At 67.0% G+C, this 18178-nt stretch carries 16 protein-coding genes; 7 read left to right on the top strand and 9 right to left on the bottom strand.

All coding sequences use genetic code 11. From position 1 onward, the window contains the following. The first annotated feature begins 33 nt into the window (after positions 1-33). Both CFB89_RS29365 and CFB89_RS29360 read left to right on the top strand, forming a co-directional pair. Entirely contained in the window at positions 34-633 is a 600-nt protein-coding gene (locus CFB89_RS29365) for a TetR/AcrR family transcriptional regulator (protein WP_089471023.1), read from the top strand. Positions 634-890: 257 nt separating this feature from the next. After that, positions 891-2183, top strand: a complete 1293-nt coding sequence (locus tag CFB89_RS29360) for an Nramp family divalent metal transporter (protein WP_089471022.1) — start codon at positions 891-893, stop codon at positions 2181-2183. 33 nt (positions 2184-2216) lie between these two features. Here CFB89_RS29360 and CFB89_RS29355 read toward each other — a convergent pair whose 3' ends face one another. Continuing rightward, positions 2217-3221 (bottom strand): chemotaxis protein CheB, encoded by a 1005-nt coding sequence (locus CFB89_RS29355; RefSeq protein WP_089471021.1) that lies wholly within the window; start codon positions 3219-3221, stop codon positions 2217-2219. Positions 3222-3383: 162 nt separating this feature from the next. Beyond that, positions 3384-7538: a CheR family methyltransferase gene (locus CFB89_RS29350; protein WP_089471020.1), complete on the bottom strand. Its 4155-nt coding sequence runs from the start codon at positions 7536-7538 to the stop codon at positions 3384-3386. Positions 7539-8019: 481 nt separating this feature from the next. Between CFB89_RS29350 and CFB89_RS29345 the strand changes: the two genes are divergently transcribed. Continuing rightward, positions 8020-8301 carry a hypothetical protein gene (locus CFB89_RS29345; RefSeq protein WP_089471019.1) on the top strand — a complete coding sequence of 94 codons (282 nt, stop codon included), beginning with the start codon at positions 8020-8022 and terminating at the stop codon, positions 8299-8301. 214 nt (positions 8302-8515) lie between these two features. Here the strand turns inward: CFB89_RS29345 and CFB89_RS34575 are convergent, their stop codons facing one another. Further along, entirely contained in the window at positions 8516-8890 is a 375-nt protein-coding gene (locus tag CFB89_RS34575; protein ID WP_144030176.1) for a hypothetical protein, read from the bottom strand. A 19-nt stretch (positions 8891-8909) separates the two neighbouring features. On the opposite strand from CFB89_RS34575, the gene CFB89_RS29340 reads away from it, so the two are divergent. Beyond that, positions 8910-9818: a manganese catalase family protein gene (locus tag CFB89_RS29340; protein WP_089471018.1), complete on the top strand. Its 909-nt coding sequence runs from the start codon at positions 8910-8912 to the stop codon at positions 9816-9818. Between the two features lie 166 nt (positions 9819-9984). Here the strand turns inward: CFB89_RS29340 and CFB89_RS29335 are convergent, their stop codons facing one another. The 3 genes from CFB89_RS29335 to groES all read right to left on the bottom strand — a co-directional run bounded on the left by CFB89_RS29335 (position 9985) and on the right by groES (position 12411). Next, positions 9985-10272: a hypothetical protein gene (locus CFB89_RS29335; RefSeq protein WP_179233559.1), complete on the bottom strand. Its 288-nt coding sequence runs from the start codon at positions 10270-10272 to the stop codon at positions 9985-9987. 118 nt (positions 10273-10390) lie between these two features. Beyond that, positions 10391-12013, bottom strand: a complete 1623-nt coding sequence (groL, locus tag CFB89_RS29330; protein ID WP_089471016.1) for a chaperonin GroEL — start codon at positions 12011-12013, stop codon at positions 10391-10393. A gap of 80 nt (positions 12014-12093) precedes the next feature. Next, positions 12094-12411: a co-chaperone GroES gene (gene groES / locus CFB89_RS29325; protein WP_006482399.1), complete on the bottom strand. Its 318-nt coding sequence runs from the start codon at positions 12409-12411 to the stop codon at positions 12094-12096. Positions 12412-12854: 443 nt separating this feature from the next. On the opposite strand from groES, the gene CFB89_RS29320 reads away from it, so the two are divergent. Together CFB89_RS29320 and CFB89_RS29315 are read left to right on the top strand one after the other, a co-directional pair. Then, entirely contained in the window at positions 12855-13178 is a 324-nt protein-coding gene (locus tag CFB89_RS29320; protein WP_089471015.1) for a hypothetical protein, read from the top strand. Further along, on the top strand, positions 13172-13450 hold the full coding sequence (locus CFB89_RS29315; RefSeq protein WP_089471014.1) for a hypothetical protein: 279 nt from the start codon (positions 13172-13174) through the stop codon (positions 13448-13450). The genes CFB89_RS29320 and CFB89_RS29315 overlap by 7 nt, the downstream gene beginning before the upstream one ends. A 225-nt stretch (positions 13451-13675) precedes the next feature. On the opposite strand, the gene CFB89_RS29310 is transcribed toward CFB89_RS29315, so the two are convergent. From CFB89_RS29310 to CFB89_RS29300, 3 genes are read right to left on the bottom strand one after another with little or no spacing between them, the layout of a single operon-like run. Next, a complete protein-coding gene (locus tag CFB89_RS29310) occupies positions 13676-14647 on the bottom strand; it encodes a PDR/VanB family oxidoreductase (RefSeq protein WP_089471013.1) in 972 nt (323 codons plus the stop codon). Positions 14648-14669: 22 nt separating this feature from the next. Further along, positions 14670-16067, bottom strand: a complete 1398-nt coding sequence (locus CFB89_RS29305) for an SLC13 family permease (RefSeq protein ID WP_089471012.1) — start codon at positions 16065-16067, stop codon at positions 14670-14672. Next, positions 16064-17290 carry an aromatic ring-hydroxylating dioxygenase subunit alpha gene (locus tag CFB89_RS29300; protein WP_089471011.1) on the bottom strand — a complete coding sequence of 409 codons (1227 nt, stop codon included), beginning with the start codon at positions 17288-17290 and terminating at the stop codon, positions 16064-16066. The genes CFB89_RS29305 and CFB89_RS29300 overlap by 4 nt, the downstream gene beginning before the upstream one ends. Before the next feature lie 274 nt (positions 17291-17564). Between CFB89_RS29300 and CFB89_RS29295 the strand changes: the two genes are divergently transcribed. Further along, positions 17565-18125, top strand: a complete 561-nt coding sequence (locus CFB89_RS29295; RefSeq protein ID WP_089471010.1) for a DNA-binding protein — start codon at positions 17565-17567, stop codon at positions 18123-18125. The last annotated feature ends 53 nt before the right edge of the window (positions 18126-18178 follow it).

Genomic DNA, 18178 nt, shown 5'->3' with positions numbered 1-18178 from the left:
TATGTTGGTGAAATACCGAGGAGGAAGCCGTTCGTGCGAGCCAACAAACGCCAGCTGGTGGTAGACAAAGCGACCGAACTGTTCTCCAGGCACGGATTCCACCCGGTGGGCGTCGACTGGATCATCGACGATTCCGGTGTCGCCCGCATGACGCTGTACCGGCATTTTGCGAGCAAGGACGAACTGATCCGCGAGGTGCTGGTCCAGCGCTACGACCTGATCGTCGGCAGCATCGCCGCGCAGTTGCAGCATGCGGCCGATCCGGTCGAGCGCGTCAAGACCCTCTTCGACTGGTACGCGGCGTGGTTCAAGACGCCCGAATTCGCCGGCTGCCTGTTCGAGCGGGCGCTGGCCGAGTTCGGCACCGCCTATGCGCCGATCTCGGACGTCGCGATCCGCTATCGCCGCACCATGGTCGAATGGATCGCAGAACTGATCGAGGCCCTCGTGCCGCCCGAAACCGCCCACCGGCTGGCAACGGTCTTCATGATGCTGCTGGACGGCGCCACGGCCGAGGCACGGGCGTTCAACGATTGCGACGCTGCCGCGCACGCGTGGCAAGCCGCGCAGGTCCTGCTCGAACAGGCGATGCATGCGACGGTTTCGCCCGCCGACGGTGCGGAGACCCTCTGAGCCGACCACGTCTGCCTCGGATACGCCGTCACGCCGGTCATCGTCCAGAAGCGATTCGATGTCGATGCAACCGACCTCGACGACTCCCCGTTTTCCGCGCGGCGGCTGGACATCCGCAGCCGCTGCCTGATCCTCGCCTCGGACTTCCCTTCATCCTCGTTCCTTCCGCTCCACGGTCGCGTGGGGCCGCCCGCGCGAGACGCCCGTCGAGCAGGCATGGCGATTGCGCCTGCAGCACTCCCGGGAGGCCCGCGATCATGAACGACAACGACTTGCTCCAGCCCGAGCCGACGAAACCATCCCCGAATGAGACCTCGTGGGTCCGGCGTCTCGGCCCCGGCCTGATCACCGGCGCCGCCGACGACGACCCGTCCGGCATCGGCACGTACTCGCAGGCGGGGGCGCAATTCGGCTTCGAACTGCTGTGGGCCTTGCTGTTGACGTACCCGCTGATGACGGCCATCCAGCTGGTCAGCGCGAGAATCGGCCGCGTGACGGGCAAAGGACTCGCGTCCAACATGCGCACCCACTACCCGCGATGGCTGCTGTACGGAACGGTCGTGCTGCTGATCACGGCCAACGTGATCAATATCGCGGCCGACCTGTCGGCCATGGGCGCGGCCGTCAGTTTGTTGCTGCCCGGCCCGCAACAGCTCTACATCGTGTGCCTCGGCGGCGTGTCGGTCGTGCTGCAGGTGTTCGTTCCGTACGACCGCTACGCGCGACTCCTCAAATGGACCGCGCTGACGCTGCTCGCGTATGTCGCGGTCGCCCTCATCGTGCCCGTCAACTGGGCCGAGGTCGGTCGCGCGATCGTGCGGCCCCATGCGCAACCGACCGCCGCTTATCTGACCACGGTCGTCGCCGTGCTCGGCACGACCATCAGCCCGTATCTGTTTTTCTGGCAGGCATCCCAGGAAGTCGAGGAGTTGCGCGCCGCGCCGGACCAGCGGCCGCTGCGGCGCATGCCGCGCGAGGCGCCCGCGCAATTGCGCCGGATCAGCTTCGATACGTGGTTCGGCATGGGCGTCTCGAACGTGATCGGGTTCTTCATCGTGCTGACGGCAGCGGCCACGCTCCACACCCATCACATCGACGTCAAGACGTCGGCGGACGCCGCGCGGGCGCTCGAGCCGGTGGCCGGTCACTTCGCATACGTGCTGTTCGCGCTCGGCATCGTCGGTACCGGCCTGCTGGCGCTGCCGGTGCTCGCGGGATCGGCCGCCTATGCGGCGGCCGGCACGTTCCGCTGGCGCAACAGTCTCGCGTTGCAGTGGGGCGTCGCGCCCGAATTCTATGCAGTGATCGTATTGGCGATCGTCGGCGGAATCGCGTTCACGTTCACGCATTTCGACCCGATCCGCGCGCTTTACTGGAGCGCCGTCATCAACGGCGTAAGCGCCGTGCCGATCATGGTCGTGATGATGCTGATGGCGAGAAGCAGACGAGTCATGGGCGAGTTCGCCGTCAGAGGCACGCTCGCGTGGGGTGGATGGGTCGCGACGCTCGCGATGGCGATCGCGGCGCTAGGCGTGTTCGTGCCCGGATAAAATCCGTGGCGCGGATGCCGCGCGCCGCTGCGCTCAGCCCGGTTCGTCCCCGCCCAGCGCCGCGCCGACCGCATCGCGCAGCACGTCCGCGAGTCGCTGGTTCTCGTCGATGCGAGCCTGTTCGATCGCGACGCCCTCGGCGTTGCCGGTTCGGCGCGCCCATTCCTGGCGCTCGCGCGCAAAAATCATGCGCTCGTGAACCGCGCGGATCGCCCCCCATATCGCATCCTCCGCTTTCTGGGCTTCCACGTCGTCGAGAGAAAGCGCGGAGAATGCATGCCCGGTATGGCATCGGTATCGCAACGGACGATCGTCGCGCATGCGCCAGAGCACGCCGTGACAACTGGGGCACGTGAGGGCGGAACGCGTGCCGATCGCGTCAAGCAGCCCGGGATCGACGAGGCCCTCCTCCGCAATCCCGCTCTCGTGGTCCAGGTCGCGCAAGTCCGCCGCCTTTCGCCGCTCCGTCACACGTGCGCCGTAGACCGCCGCACGAATGGCCTGCGGCAGCTCTCCAGCCCTTGCGACCACATCGGCGCCCGCCGCGGCCAGTGCGCTGCGCGGCATCGACGGCGCTTCGCATTCGTCGGGGTCCTGAACGATACCGTAGCCGCCCCGGGCGCGAATCGCCGCGAGGCCAGCCGCGCCGTCATCGAGGTCGCCGCTGAGGACCACGCCGATCGCACCGGCACCGTATTCGCGGGCGGCAGACCGGAACAGCGGATCGGCAGCCGGCCGGGTGAAGTTCTCGGCGGCCGTATCGAGCAGCCAGAGATCGCCATCGCGCACGATCATGTGCCGGTCGGACGGCGCCACGTAAATTCTGCCGGCCTGAGGCGATTGCCCGTGTCGCGCCTCGCTTGCCTCCAGCGTGCCCCATCGCGACAACAGATCGGGCAGAATCGTCCGATGTCGACCAATGTGCTGAACGATGCAAATCGGCACCGGAAAATCCGCGGCGATGCCCGCCACGAGGGTCCGGAGGACCGGGAGACCACCCCGGGACGATGCGATTACGACGATATCTCGACGATCCATAGCCCCCCCTTTCCGGATATAGCCGCAAATCGGGTTCCTGAACCGGCATTCCGTCACCGGCGGGCGCAGACGACGCAACGCGAGTCGAATGGCGCTGGCGCAAACGCCGCCGCGGCGAGCCGCGCCCGACCGACCCGCGATGCACGCGCGGGCCGTCGGCCGTCATGGAGTGTCGTGATGCGCGTCGCCGAGCACCGCGAGCAACATCCCGAAATCGAGCGGTTTCGACAGATGGCTGTCGAAGCCGGCCTTCGTCGCAGCCCGGACGTCGTCCTGGCGATTGCGGCCGGTCAGCGCGACGGTCCGGAGCGTGGCCCAGCGGGGATCGGTCTTGATCCGTCGAAGCAACGCGTAGCCATCCATGTCGGGAAGCCCGATGTCGGACACGATCGCGTCCACGGTTGCCTCCTGCAGCATCGTCAACGCCGCGGCGCCGCTTTTCGCGCTCTGGACCACCGCCCCCGCCAGTTCCAGCAGCGCGGTGAGCGACGTCGCCGTCTCCTGATCGTCCTCGACCAGCAGCACGCGCAGGCCGGCGATATTCCCCTCCGGCACGCCGCTGCCCGCAGGCACGGCGCGCTCGGTCGATGCGGCCGGCAGCCATACCGTCATCGTGGTGCCGGAGCCCGGGCCATCGGACGCGGCGGCGATCCGGCCGCCATGCATTTCGACGAGTTGCCGAACGAGCGCCAGCCCGATGCCGAGACCGCCGCGCGTCCTGTCGCGCGGCGCCTGCCGGAACATGTCGAAGACATGCGGAAGCGTATCGCCGTCGATCCCCTGCCCGTCGTCGATCACGTCGACGCGCAGCATCTTGCCCTCGTGCGCGAGACGCACGACGATCCGGCCGTGCGGTTGCGTGTACTTGAGCGCGTTGGACATCAGGTTCCAGAAGATCTGCTCGCATCGCACCGGATCGGCGAGCGCGATGGCCGGCTCCGTCGGCAACTCCGTTTGCAGGACCAGGCCGCGCGCGTGCACGTCGAGCTCGCAGGTATCCGTGATGCCGCGCAACATCGCCGTCAGATCGACCCGGCCCAGCTCGAGCGCGAGCTTGCCGGTCTGGATGCGCGACAGATCGAGCAGATCGTCGATGATCTGCGCCTGGGCGCGCACGGCCTGCCGAATCGAATCCGCGGCTTCGCGCACGGCGGCAATGTCGCGCGTCTCCGGCAGGCGCGGCAGCATTTCCGCCTTGACGCCGATCAGGTTGAGCGGATGCCGCAGCTCGTGTGACAGCACGGCAATGAACTCGTCCTTCAGCTGACTCGAACTGAGCGCCTGCTCGCGGGCCGCCTGTTCCCGCGCGAGCGCTTCACGGTTCGCGTCGTCGCTCTGCTTGCGCAGCGTCATGTCGCGCACGATCTTCGCGAAGCCGTTGAACGACGTATCGGAAATCGGCGTGACGACGCCGCTACAGAAAATCCGCCGCCCGTCCTTGGTCCGGTGCCAGCGTTCGTCGTCCGCGCGCCCTTCGCGGGTCGCGATGTCGCGCTCGCGCGTCGGTACGAGCGCCTGTCGGTCGCTCGGCTCGTAGATCAGATCCACGTCCTGGCCGATCATCTCTTCTTCCGTATAGCCGAATATGCGTTCCGCGCCGGCGTTCCAGCTCACGATGGACCCGTTGCCGTCCTGGATGATGATCGCGTAGTCCTTGGTCGATTGCGCGACCAGACGCAGGCGCTGCTCGCCGGCCCGCGCCGCCTCTTCCGCGTGATGCCGGTCGGTGATGTCGATCAGCGTGATCACCGCGCCGTCGATGTGATCGTCCGCCGTCCGATAGGGCAGCAACCGCATCAGATACCACCGGCCAGCCTCGCTCTCGATCTCGCGCTCGATCAGCCGCAGCGACTGAAACGACTGCCGGACATCGTCGGCCAGCGTCGGATACCGCAGGGCATGGGTGATATGGAACAGCGACCGGCCCAGGTCCGAATCGATCAGGTTGAAAATCGCGGTGGCGTTGGGCGTAAACCGCTTGACCCGGATTTCCTTGTCGACGAACACGGTCGCGATCTCGCTCGACGCGATGATGTTGTGCAGATCGTCGTTCGCTTTCGCGGTGTCTTCGATCCTTGCCTGCATTTCGGCGTTGGCCGTCGTCAACTCCTCGTTGACCGATTGCAGTTCCTCCTTGCTGCTTTCCAGTTCCTCGCTCGTGGAACGCAACTCTTCGTTGATCGCCTGCAGCTCCTCGTTCGACGCCTTCAATTCCTCGACGGACGTTTCGTACTGCTCGATGATCGTCGCGAGTTGCTCGCGGCTGTGCTGCAGCTCCTGTTCGAGCTGGGCCAGAACCGGATCCTGCCCGCTCGTCTCGACCTGGTCCTCCTCCGTCATGCGGCCCGCCACCTCGTCGAACACGATGAGCAGGAATTCCGCATTCGCGACCTTGTCGTGAAACGGCCTGACCGTCATGTTGATCCACGACACGCGGCCATCGTGTGCCCATTTCACCCGGCGCGCCTCCACGCTCGTGCCCGTTTGCAGCGCACGGAAAATCGCGGTGCGCAGATCGAGCCGCAGATCCGGCAGCACCAGCGTCATGATGTTGCTCGACAGCTCGCCGCCGACGTGCCGCAGGAACCGGCCGGCGTTATCCGACAGATGAACGACGTTCGATTCCTTGTCGATGATGACGCTCGGCGGCGAATACGTTTCGAGCGCGCGCTGATGGAGCTCCGAATAGGAGAAGTTGCGTTGGGCCGGGCTGGCCGGCACGCGCAACGGCGGCTGCGGCGCGGCCCGCTCGTCGGATGCGCCGGATTCGACCTGGAACAGCGGCGGAAAGCCCGTGGCCGGCTTCGCGCGATGCGTGACGACGCGTGCACGGTAAATCCGGCGTTTCTTGTCCACGACGGCAAACAGATCGTCCGCCGCGTCGGCCGACTCCGCGGTGCCGAGGAACAGGTAACCGTTGGGGCGCAACGCGAAATGGAACAGCTCGAGGATTTGCCGCTGCACCGCGCGCTCGAGATAGATCAGCACGTTGCGGCACGAAATCAGGTCGAGGTGCGAGAACGGCGGGTCGCGCAGCAGGCTGTGCGCCGCGAACAGGATGCGCTCGCGCACCGCCTTCGCGATCACGTAGTGTGCGCCATCCCGCGTGAAATACCGCTGCAGCAGCGGGGCGGGCACGTCGCTCGCGATCGACAGCGGGTAGGAACCGGTCCGCGCGCGGACGATCGCCGCTTCGTCGATATCGGTCGCGAAGACCTGGATGGCCTGGCTCGACATCGCGGCCTCGCGCGCCCGCGCCAGCAGCAGCGAGATCGAGTACGCCTCTTCGCCCGTCGCGCATCCGGCCACCCACACACGGACCTGCTCCTCGCCGGACTCCGACGCGAACAACGAGCCGATCACTTCCCGTTCGAGGAAATCGAAGGCTTCGCGATCGCGGAAGAACTGGGTCACGCCGATCAGCATGTCCGCCAGCAGCGCGTTCGCTTCTTCCGGCGTGGCCCGCAGGAAATCCCGGTACGCGAGGAGATCACGCTGGCCGTTGACCTGCATGCGCCGCTCGATACGCCGCAGCACGGTCGCCCGCTTGTACAGCCGGAAGTCGTGGCCGGTGCGTACCCTCAGGTGCATCAGAATGTCGGAGAGCGCCCGTTCGGGATCGTTGATCGTCGGCCGCTCGACGTTGTGCAGCGATTGCGCGAATTGGAGGCTTTGCTGTTCGATACGGCGCGCATTCGACCAGAGTTCGAGCAACCGTTGCGGCATGTCGGCCACCGGCAGCACGATATCGACGCGCGCCATCGCAATCGCATGCTGCGGCATCCCTGCGTGCTCGGCGTCGTCCGGCGATTGTGCGAGCGTAATGCCGCCCGCCTCCTTGATGCGGCTCAAGCCCGCCGCGCCGTCGGAGCCGGTGCCGGACATCACGATGCCGACCGCGCGCCAGTCGTGCGCGTCCGCCAGCGTCCGAAAGAAGTGGTCGATCGTGAACGGAACCCCATCGGATGGATCCCGGCCGTGGCAACGAAGGCAACCGTCCGACATCTCGAGGTGCATGCCCGGTGCGATCACGTAGATATGGTTTTTCTCGATCGGTACCGTGGACGTCACCTGATGCACCGGCATGCCCGTCGTGCGCTGCAGGACGGCGTCCATATGACTGGCCTGTTCCGGCGCGAGATGGACGACGACGACGAACGCCATGTCCATGCCCGTCGGCGCATTCTCGAAAAAGGTCTGCAAGGCCGTCGTGCCGCCTGCCGACGCACCGATGCCCACGACCGGAAACGACAGATCGCTTTTCAACGTCGCGGGCGATGGAGGCTGCTCCTTGTGCGTAGGCGCTTGCCGTGCCATTGAATTCTCCTGATGGTGTTGCCGAACATCCTGTGCCGGGCGCCGATCGATACCGGGTCGCATCGTCCTCGCCCCGCCGTCCCGCGATCCCGCCGGCGATACTTCCCGCCGGGCGTCCATGCGCATTGTAAGACACCGCCAAGCGAGACCGGGCGCCTGACGAAAGGCTTGCAACCGGCGTGCGGCGGAGCGCCACGGCCGCACGCCGGTGCGTCACCCGGACGTCATTCGTGCCGACATACCATTCCCCTTGGTTGGCGAAACGCGATGCGTCGGGTCGATCGCCAGCGGGAACGAATCGTGCTCGTGCGTCGGCCCGTCGGATTCAATTTATTTCCTTTGACGGATGCCGTATTACCGGCGAATATTCGCGTCGATCAAGCGGTTAGTACCGCTCAAGAACAACATGAAACGATGCTCGCCCACGCAGTCGGGGACGTTACACTGCTTCGCCAACAGATACCTGATCGAAGGGGAAGAAATGACGCCGTTTTCCCAGGATGTGAGCATCAAACAAACCGCCGCCGTCTCCAAGGCCGCCACGCCGTCGCCCGTTTTCTGGAAAGCGGGGCCGATCGTCGAAGCCCCTCCGCCCGAGCCGAAATCCGCGACGCCGGAGCTGCGCGATTTCTTCGCCGCCGCCGCGCTGCAGGGCTTGCTGTCGCGCGATGCCGGGCGCAACGTGTCGACGATCGCCGACTACGAATCGAAGCGCGCGATCAGCGCCTATCGGCTCGCCGACGAAATGCTGAAAGCGCGATGAACCGGCCGGCCCGCGCGCCTGGCGTCATCCGGTTCGCGGGGCACCGCGGGGAACAGGAGCAGCCACGATCGTCCGGATGCTGACGCACCGGCCGTTCGGTTGCCGTCCAACCGAAACGTCATCGCGCCGATCGGCCCCGCCAGCAACGCGGCACGTCCGTCGCCGCGCATCGCCATCTTCACGAAACGCGCGTCACGCGCCGGCGTGACACGGCTCATGCTGCCGAAATGACAACCGCTTGAAAATCCGGCAACGAGGGTTGCAGATCACGCGACGCGCTCGTATTGCCGCCGACGCTGCCCTTCCCGCGTGCCGCGCCCTTGCATCGGCAACGGTCCGCTCCATACGCGAGAAACGACGCCTCGCGAACCGATCGCGCCTTCGTCATCCGGCGCCGGCTCGCGCCCGACCGGCCCTCGTCTGCCGGCGTCGCGATGCGTTGCGTCGCACGCGTGCGAACGCCGCCAGCGTCCGCCGAAAACCGCTCCACGACACTGCGCACGCCGACCGGAATCGCGCCGCGTACCCGGGATCGTCGGCCGGCCACGGGATCGATTCGTGCTGGGTCGCCACCGCGAATGTCGCGCAACCCTTTCCACGGAGATGCCATGTTCATCCACAACACACGGCTTCAGTACACGGTGCGCGTCGGCGCGCCGAATCCCGGCCTCGCCAATCTGCTGCTCGAGCAGTTCGGCGGCCCGCAAGGCGAACTCGCCGCCGCGATGCGCTATTTCACTCAGGCGATCACCGAGGAGGATCCCGGCCGCAAGGACATGCTGCTCGACATCGCCACCGAGGAGCTGAGCCATCTCGAGGTGATCGGCTCGATGGCCGCGATGCTCAACCGCGGCGCCAAGGGCGAACTCGCCGAAGCGGTCGACGAACAGGCCGAGCTGTACCGCAAGCTGCACGGCGCGGGCAACGACAGCCACGTGACGCAGGTGCTGTACGGCGCCGGCGCGCCATTGACGAATTCGGGCGGCGTGCCGTGGTCGGCCGCGTACATCGACACGATCGGCGAACCGACCGCCGACCTGCGTTCGAACATCGCGGCCGAAGCGCGCGCGAAGATCATCTACGAACGGCTCATCAACGTGACCGACGATCCCGGCATTCGCGACGCACTCGGCTTCCTGATGACGCGCGAGGTCTCGCACCTGAAGTCGTTCGAGAAGGCGCTGTATGCGATCACCGCGAATTTCCCGCCGGGCAAGCTGCCGCCGAAGGCGCCGTACGACAGCGTGTACTTCCGGATGCAGCCGGACGCGGCGCCGCTGGTCGGCCCCTGGAACCATGGGGAGGGCCTCGAAATCCGCGACGCCCAGCCGGCCGTCGACGGCGGCACCGGTATTGCCGAAGGAATGCTCGAGCCGCAGCAGATGGACGCGATCGACGCGATGGCGCAGCGGCTCGCGTCCGATCCGGACAGCGACCCGGTGACCGGTGCGGAGCTGGGTGCAGGCCAGCCGGTCCCGCAGGGCCGCGCGCCCGGCAAGCCGGACGGCGGAGCCTGACCGGAAGCGCGAAGACGGGCGCTCGGGCGTCGGCGCGAGTGCCGCTTCGTCATGCGATGGATGATGAAATGACAATAGCCTGACACTGCAGGCGGCGAACGTTCGATGAGCCGGCTGCGCGACGCACACTCTGTGCACGCACTCGCCATGGAACGCTCGGCGCGCGTCACGCGCCGGCTTCGCCGGACCCGGTCTGGTCGGTCTGGTCGGCCATCAGGTACTGGATGACCAGTGTCGGATCGGCGATGTCGAGAATCAGGCGGCGCATCACACGCTTGCGCATATGGGCGTCGTCCAGCGTCCACGGCCCCGCCGCGTCGCCAAGGTAGCGGGCGAGCGCGACGCGATGGTCGCCATCCGGAGGCAGGCCGAGCCGTGCCGCGAGCAGGCCCGCGATGACGTCGTCGAGTTCGACGTGCAGCGGCCTGGAATCGATCGAGAGTTCGAGCTTCATGGTCGGTCTCGCAAACATGAAAAAACGGCGCGGCGCGCCCCCCCGCTGTCGCGCGCGCCGGGAAAAGCCGCTCCGGCCAGCGGCTGTTCGACGATCGCAGGCGAACCTGCGACACCGGTCAGTAGCCGAGTTCGGGGGCGGGAGCCGGCTCGGCGCTGTCCTCTTTCGGCGCTTGCGCGACGGTCGCATCGGTCGTCAACACCAGGCTCGCGATCGACGCGGCGTTCTGCAGCGCGGTACGCGTGACCTTGGTCGGGTCGACCACGCCCGCATCCACCAGATCGCCGTACTCGCCGGTCGCCGCGTTGTAGCCGAAGTTCCCGGTGCCTTCGAGCACCTTCGAGATCACGACCGACGGTTCGTCGCCCGCATTGGCCGCGATGACGCGCAGCGGCGCCTCCAGCGCGCGCAGCACGATCCGGATGCCGGCGTCCTGGTCCGCATTCGCGCCCCGGATGTCCGACAGCGCCGCGCGCGCACGCAATAGCGCGACGCCGCCGCCCGGCACGATGCCTTCCTCGACCGCGGCGCGCGTGGCGTGCAGCGCATCGTCGACACGATCCTTCTTCTCCTTCATTTCGACCTCGGTGACCGCGCCGACCTTGATCACCGCCACGCCGCCCGCGAGTTTCGCGACGCGCTCCTGCAGCTTCTCGCGATCGTAGTCGCTCGTCGCTTCGTCGATCTGCACGCGAATCGACTTCACGCGCGCGTCGATGCGCGCCGCATCGCCCGCGCCGTCGATGATGATCGTATCGTCCTTGCGCACCTCGACACGCTTCGCACGACCAAGATCCTCGAGCGTGGCCTTGTCGAGCTGCTTGCCGGTTTCCTCCGAGATGACCGTCGCGCCGGTCAGGATCGCGAGATCCTCCAGCATGGCCTTGCGTCGGTCGCCGAAACCCGGCGCCTTGACGGCGGCGACCTTCAGGATGCCGCGCATCGAATTCACGACGAGTGTCGCGAGCGCTTCGCCTTCGACATCCTCGGCGACGATCAGCAACGGCTTGCCGGCCTTGGACGCCGCTTCGAGGATCGGCAGCAGATCACGGACACTGGAGATCTTCTTGTCGTGCAGCAGAATCAGCGCATCGTCGAGATAGGCCGCCTGCTTCGCCGGATCGTTGATGAAATACGGGCTCACGTAACCGCGATCGAACTGCATGCCTTCGACCACGTCGAGCTCGTTCTCCAGCGACTTGCCGTCCTCGACGGTGATCACGCCGTCCTTGCCCACTTTCTCCATCGCATCGGCGATGATCTTGCCGATCGCTTCGTCCGAGTTCGCGGAAATCGCACCGACCTGCGCGATTTCCTTGTGGGTCGAAATCGGCCGGGACAGCGTGCGCAGCTCGTCGAGCACCGCGCCGACGGCCTTGTCGATGCCGCGCTTCAGATCCATCGGGTTCATCCCGGCCGCGACGTGCTTCATGCCTTCCTGCACGATCGCCTGCGCGAGCACGGTGGCGGTGGTCGTCCCGTCGCCGGCCACGTCGGCCGTTTTGGACGCGACCTGCTTGACGATTTGCGCGCCCATGTTCTCGAAGCGGTCCTTCAGCTCGATTTCCTTCGCGACCGACACGCCGTCCTTCGTGATCACGGGCGCGCCGAAGCCGCGTTCGATCACGACGTTGCGGCCCTTCGGGCCGAGCGTCACCTTCACCGCGTCGGCCAGCACGTTCACGCCCTTGACGATCTGCTGGCGCGCGCCGTCGCGGAATTTCACGTCTTTTGCAGTCATTTTCCTGCTCCGGATACAGTCGTTGAACGGGATGCCGCGCGCATCGGGCAGCCGCCCGTGCGACGCGGTCGAATCGGCATTCAGGCCGCTTTCCTGGCGGCCGGCGATTCGGGTTCGAGTACGCCCATGACGTCCTCTTCGCGCATGACGAGCAGTTCCTCGCCGTTCACCTTCACGGTCTGGCCTGCATATTTGCCGAAGAGAACCTGGTCGCCGACCTGGAGCTGCAGCGGACGCTGCGAGCCGTCCTGGAGTAGCCGGCCGCTGCCGACCGCAATCACTTCACCCTGCTCGGGCCGTTCGGCGGCCGAATCGGGAATCACGATGCCGGAGGCCGTCGTCCGCTGCTGTTCGATTCGCTTGACGATAACCCGGTCGTAGAGGGGACGAATCTGCATTTTCATCTCCTGAGCGATGAGATCACCTGGAAAAGGGAATCCGCTGGCGCCCGCACGCGCAAAAGCTGCGATGCGCCGGCGTGCCGTCGATTGGCGAAAAGCGAAATAGTGGCGCGGGACGCGTGCTTCAAGAGGCCGAAAAAAGCCTGTTTGTAACAAAATGTTTCATCAAGGACGCGCCTTTTTGATGATCGTCGGTTGTCTCGCGACGCCCCGCGACGCGCGGCAAGAAGGCGTCGCCGGCCGCCGCACCGGGACATGCGAACCGTCGCGGAGCGGTGCTTGAAATCCGCGCTTCCCATCCTATTTTGGGTATCGCTCAAGCAGCCGCGGCTTATGCGCTGCGTGTTTCGATTTGTTTGTCAACGAGGCCTCTCGTGGATCGACGAACTGGAGCGCGTGGTCCGGTTCGTCCCCGTGCGAGGCCCAATCGGGAGCGAATCATGAACGATCCTTTCCTTGTCTTCGATCGGCTGCCGGAGGTCGGCCGCCGACCACGACGCGCCGCCCGCGCCTTCAAGGGTCTGCCGGCCGGCCTGCGGATGGCGCGCAACGGTACGGGCCGCGCGGCGCCGATCGGCGCTCGGGTACGTGCTGCCCGCAAGCCGTTCGCGTTGCGCGGCGCGGCCCGACCGGCCGCGATCGGCCGACCGAAGCTGCCGCGCCGTCGGGTCGCCGCGCGTGGGTGGGCGCTGCACCCTATTTCGTTTTTCTGGGCCGCGCCTAAGGGCGGCGGTACCGTGCGCGACGGGGGGCAGCCATGCTGAGCCCGCACGAATTCGCAACGCTGATGCTGGTGTGCCAGGCACCGGATCAGCTCGACATGAATCGCGCCGAACTCGATGCGTTGCTCGAACGACAGCTCGTCATGCTCGAACATCGCGCGCCCGGCCGCCGACGCGCGTATCTGACGAAGAAGGGTCGATCGATTCTCCATGCGCTCGGGGCCGATATCGCTTCCCGCGGGAGCCACGGGGCGACAGCGAAGCGCGGCGGTCAAGGCGAAGCGAGCGTCGCGCTATCGGACGAGGCGGGATGACGCGGCTCGGTCGCCGACTCGGCGACCGACGTGCACATGGTCTGCCCGACGTACGCAGGGGCCGCGAAAACGCGCCGCCGACACGGAGCCTGCCAGCCGGCGACATACGGGCCCCTTGCGGCCTGCCTCATCGCGCAGGACAGGATCGAAGGCGCGCCGGCATGCGCGCCCCCACGCGCCACATCCGTGGCTACCGACACACTTCCCCGGCCCCCCCGTGACGGCTCAGAGATCCAGCACCAGCCGTTCGCCGCGGCATCGCGACACGCACGGCATCATGCAATCGTTGCGGGCCTTTTCCGCCGCACTCAGGAACGCGTCCCGATGATCGGGCGTGCCCTCGAGCACGGTCGTCCGGCATGCGCCGCACACCCCCGCCTCGCACGACGTGGCGACCGCGATGCCGTGCTCGTACAGCACATCGGTGATCGACTGCCCCGGCGGCACGAGCAACGCGCGCCGCGAGCGCGCGAGCTCGATCCGGAACGCGTCGGCCTCGACGTCGGCGGGCTCCGCGGCCGGCGCGGAAAAATACTCGTGATGAAGCCGCGCATCGCCGAGCGCCGGCCGCGCGATCGTGTCGACGGCCGCCATGAACGGCGCCGGTCCGCAGAAATACAGATGCGAGCGCGGCTCCATCGCGCCGACGATCGTCGCGATCGCGTCGCGGGTCGCGTCGGGCGTCAGCCCCGTGTGCACCGTCGCGACGTCCGCGAGCCGCGACGCGAGCGTCGCCCCGTACGCGGCCGCGTCGGCCGAACGCACGAAGTAGTGGAACGCGAGCGGCCGGCCCGCGCGCACCAGGCTATGCGCCATCGCGAGCAGCGGCGTCACGCCGATCCCGGCGGCGAGCAGCACGGCCGGGCTGTCGTCCGGCGCGAGCGGGAAGTAATTCAGCGGCGCGCCGATCCGCAGCACGTCGCCGACCCGGATCGCATCGTGCACGTACGCGGAGCCACCGCTCGACGCCGGCTCGCGCTTGATCGCGATCTCGTACACGCCGTGCTCGACCGGATCGTTGCACAGCGAATACTTGCGCTTGAGCCCGTCGCGCAGATGCAGGTCGATATGCGCGCCGGCTTCGAACGCCGGCAGGCAGAGACTCGGCGCGGCGCTGACGAGCCGCAGCGAAATCACGTCGCACGCGACGCGCTCGCGCGCAATCACGCGCGCGGCAAGCAGATCGTTTTCGATCATTGGATTCACCATTCAGGAAAACTCACAACAGCCCGATCAGCCGCCACCACAACGCATTGATCGGGATCACGAACACCACGCCCAGCAGCGCCGTCGCGATGCAGTACCGCAGCACCGCACGCCGGTCCAGCTGCGCGAGCGCGTTGCCGAACACGATCGGCGGCGACTGGTACGGCAGGACCGTGGTCGCATAGCCCATCACCTGCGCGAGCAGGCCGGCCTTCAGGTGCAGCCCCTGCGCGAGCAGTCGCGACACGATCGGCACGTATAGCGCCGGTTCCGCATTCGACGTGACCGCGAAGCAGACGACGATCGACAGCGCGGTCAGCGCGAAGTACATGAGCATCGGGCTGTCGCGCAGCGCGTCGAGCGCGAGCGTGTCCGGCACGCGCATGTCGAGATGGTTGACGAGCGCGGTCAGCCCGATGATCGCCGCGATGAACCACAGCAGGTCCATCTTCAGCGTCGCGGTGAAGCGCTCGAGCTGCGCGGGCGGCGACGTGCCGAAGTAGACGAGCGCGAAGCCGAGCCCGACCCAGCCTGGCGCGATGCGATGCACGGCGTCGGTGAACCAGAACGCGAGCGTGATCGCCAGCAGCACGATCGCGTGCCATTCGCGCCGGCCGAGCGCGCCGCGCACCGCCGGTATCTCGACTTCGCCCACCGTATCCGCGAACAGCCACCAGGACGCGAGCACCAGCACCGCGCCGCGCACGATCACGCCGGCCGGAAAGAACAGCAGCAGATACTCGGAGAAGCGCAGATGCATCCCGTGCGACTGCTCGAGAATCCCCGCCATGATCACGTTCGGCAGGTTCGCGGGCAGCACCGCGGCCGCCAGCTCGTACGAGCCGACGATCACGAGCAGCAGGATGCCGCGCCGCCCGTTCGCGTGCGCGCCGAGCTTCACGACGTCGCAGTAGCCGATCGCGATCGGAATCAGGATCGCGATCCGCCCGAACGTCGACGGCATCACGAGCGACAGCAGGAAGCTCAGGATCGCGAATGCGAGCAACGCCTTCAGGTACGAGCCGCCGATCCGGCGCGCGAGCGCGATGCCGATCCGTTCGCTCAGGCCGCTCTCCTTCAGCGCGAAGCCGATCGCCGCGCCGCTGAACACGAGCCAGAAAGCGCTCGACCCGAAGCCGGAGAAGATCTCGGCGGTGGGCACCGTCGTGCAGGTCGCCGCGAGGAAGAAAAACAGCAGCGACACCCACAGGCTCGCGACCGCGCCGGTCGCCCACAGCACGATGCAGGTGAACACGATCGCGACGATGCGTGCGTCGCCGGCCGACAGCGCGCCGCGCGCGCCGAGCGCGGCGACACTCGCGAGCCCCGCCGCGAGCAGCGCGGCCGTGACGCGGCCGGCCGTCAGCATGCCGGCGCCGCGGTCCGGCCCGCCGAGCGCACCGCCGCTCAAGCGCGCATCACCGGCGAGTTCGCCGGGATCTCGTATTCGACGTGCGACTCGTCGAAGATGTCGCCGAATTCGCGCTGCTGGCGGAACGTCGGGTCCGGCGCGCAGCTCATCGGCAGATAACCGCCCATCCATGCGCGCAGGTCGGTCACGTCCGGCGCGCCGCCGTACACGTTCGCGACCGGCCGCTCGCCGCGCGCGACCGCGTCGATCTGCTCCTGCAGCATCTGGCGGAACATCACGATGCCGCGATCGGACGCGCCGAGGTTCTCGCGCGAACGATCGAAGATCGGGCCCTGCGTCTCCACCGCCATCGCATCCTGGCTCATGAACGTGTTCATCAGGTAGCGGCCCGCCGCGTCGGTGCGCGCCGGCTGCCGGACGATCTTCGGCGCCTCGTCCGCGGGCGGCCGCGCGCCGTCCGCGTTCGGCGTGAACGACACCCAGACGATCCGCGTCGTCGTATCGTCGACCGGCACGCGCCAGTGCATCTCGGTCATGATCCGCAGCATGTTCGGGAACACCATCAGGTTGCCCCAGCCACGGCCCTCGCCTTCGTATTCCCAGCTCTTCACGATGCCCCAGTCGAAGCGCTGGAAGCCGAACCGCTTGAACGGCTTGCCGAACCCGGACGCGTCGCGCATGCCGAGGTGCTCGAAGTATTTCGAGTGCGTATAGAAGGTGTGCGTGACGTCGACCGCGTTTTCCTGCACCTGGAACCAGTTGCACGCGAGATCGTCCTGCACCTCGAAATGGCGGACGCCGTCGTTGCGCACGAGGATGTCCCAGTTCGGAAACGCGGGCTTCTGCTCCGCCGGCCCCATGTAGGCGAAGATCAGCCCGCCGCATTCGTGCGTCGCATAGCTGTCGATCAGCTTCTTGCACACGCGGCTCGCCTTCGTCGATTCGAACGGCCGCTCCACGCATTCGCCGGCCGCGTTGTACTGCCAGCCGTGATACGCGCAGCGGATCGTGGCTTCCTCGACGAAGCCGTACAGCAGCGATGCGCCGCGATGCGGGCAACGCTCCTGCACGAGCAGCACGCCGCCGTTGCCGGTGCGCGCGAGCACCAGATCCTCGCCGAGAATCCGCACGCGTTTCGTCTGGCCGGCTTCGGCCAGCTCCGACGAATAACCGACCGGATGCCAGTAGCGACGCAGCAATTCGCCGCACGGCGTGCCAGGCCCCACGCGGGTCAGCAATTCGTTGGTGGCGTGGTCAAGCATGAATACACCTCTCTCTCAGGTTGTAGCGGGCTGTATCGCCCCGGAGACGTCTGCGTACCGGCGAACCATCGAGTCGCGATACGCCCGTCGATAAATCTATTTTTTTAGACTAAATAAAGTGACGGAAAAATGCAAGGCGGGAAAATCCACAATTTTCAGCCCGTCATCGCCGCCGCATCGCCATAAATCGATCGATGTGTATAATTAAAAAGACGACCGGTACGCGCGATCGCCGAGATCGACGCGCCGCGCGTCGGCCAACCAGGAGGACAAGATGGCGATCATTGGCGTGATGGGCTCGGGCAAGAACGAATGGCCGGAGTGGGCGACGCCGCTCGGAACGTGGATCGCCGCGCAAGGATTCGACCTGCTGACCGGCGCCGGCCGCGGCGTGATGCTGTCGGTCGCGCGCGCCTACGCGACGACGCCGGGGCGCCGCGGCCGCTCGATCGGCATCGTGCCGAGCGAAGCGCACCCGCTGTTCGGCTTCGTGCCGATCGCCGGCTATCCGAATCCGTTCATCGACCTGCCTATCGTCACGCCACTGCCGCGCAAGGAAGCGGACGCGCCGGACGACGCATTGAGCCGCAACTACGTGAACGTGCTGACGAGCGACGTCGTCGTCGCGCTGCCGGGGAGCAAGGGCACGCTCGAGGAGATCCGCCTCGCGACGCGCTTCGCGAAACCGTTGATCTGCACCGGGCCCGCGAGCGCGTTCGATGGCGTCGCGGCCGGCACGCGCATCGTGTCGGCGCTCGATGACGTCTATGCCTTCGTGCTCGCGCAGGTGAACCGCGCGCAAGGCGGCGCGGGCGCGCCCGTTCCGTCGGCGTGAACCGCGCGCCCTCCGGATCCCCGGCGCGTCGGCCGCCATCGTTTCCCGTGTCG

Origin of the sequence: Burkholderia sp. AU16741, from assembly GCF_002223345.1 — a bacterium.
GTDB classification, from domain to species: Bacteria; Pseudomonadota; Gammaproteobacteria; order Burkholderiales; family Burkholderiaceae; genus Burkholderia; species Burkholderia sola.
Note: the sequence above shows the minus strand (reverse complement) of the source record. Positions and strands in the feature narration are given on the sequence as shown.

Coding starts and splice junctions, on each gene's coding strand:
- CFB89_RS29360 (WP_089471022.1), top strand. CDS start 891: ATGAACGACAACGACTTGCTCCAGCCCGAGCCGACGAAACCATCCCCG.
- CFB89_RS29355 (WP_089471021.1), bottom strand. CDS start 3,221: ATGGATCGTCGAGATATCGTCGTAATCGCATCGTCCCGGGGTGGTCTC.
- CFB89_RS29350 (WP_089471020.1), bottom strand. CDS start 7,538: ATGGCACGGCAAGCGCCTACGCACAAGGAGCAGCCTCCATCGCCCGCG.
- CFB89_RS29345 (WP_089471019.1), top strand. CDS start 8,020: ATGACGCCGTTTTCCCAGGATGTGAGCATCAAACAAACCGCCGCCGTC.
- CFB89_RS29340 (WP_089471018.1), top strand. CDS start 8,910: ATGTTCATCCACAACACACGGCTTCAGTACACGGTGCGCGTCGGCGCG.
- CFB89_RS29335 (WP_179233559.1), bottom strand. CDS start 10,272: ATGAAGCTCGAACTCTCGATCGATTCCAGGCCGCTGCACGTCGAACTC.
- groL (WP_089471016.1), bottom strand. CDS start 12,013: ATGACTGCAAAAGACGTGAAATTCCGCGACGGCGCGCGCCAGCAGATC.
- groES (WP_006482399.1), bottom strand. CDS start 12,411: ATGCAGATTCGTCCCCTCTACGACCGGGTTATCGTCAAGCGAATCGAA.
- CFB89_RS29320 (WP_089471015.1), top strand. CDS start 12,855: ATGAACGATCCTTTCCTTGTCTTCGATCGGCTGCCGGAGGTCGGCCGC.
- CFB89_RS29315 (WP_089471014.1), top strand. CDS start 13,172: ATGCTGAGCCCGCACGAATTCGCAACGCTGATGCTGGTGTGCCAGGCA.
- CFB89_RS29310 (WP_089471013.1), bottom strand. CDS start 14,647: ATGATCGAAAACGATCTGCTTGCCGCGCGCGTGATTGCGCGCGAGCGC.
- CFB89_RS29300 (WP_089471011.1), bottom strand. CDS start 17,290: ATGCTTGACCACGCCACCAACGAATTGCTGACCCGCGTGGGGCCTGGC.
- CFB89_RS29295 (WP_089471010.1), top strand. CDS start 17,565: ATGGCGATCATTGGCGTGATGGGCTCGGGCAAGAACGAATGGCCGGAG.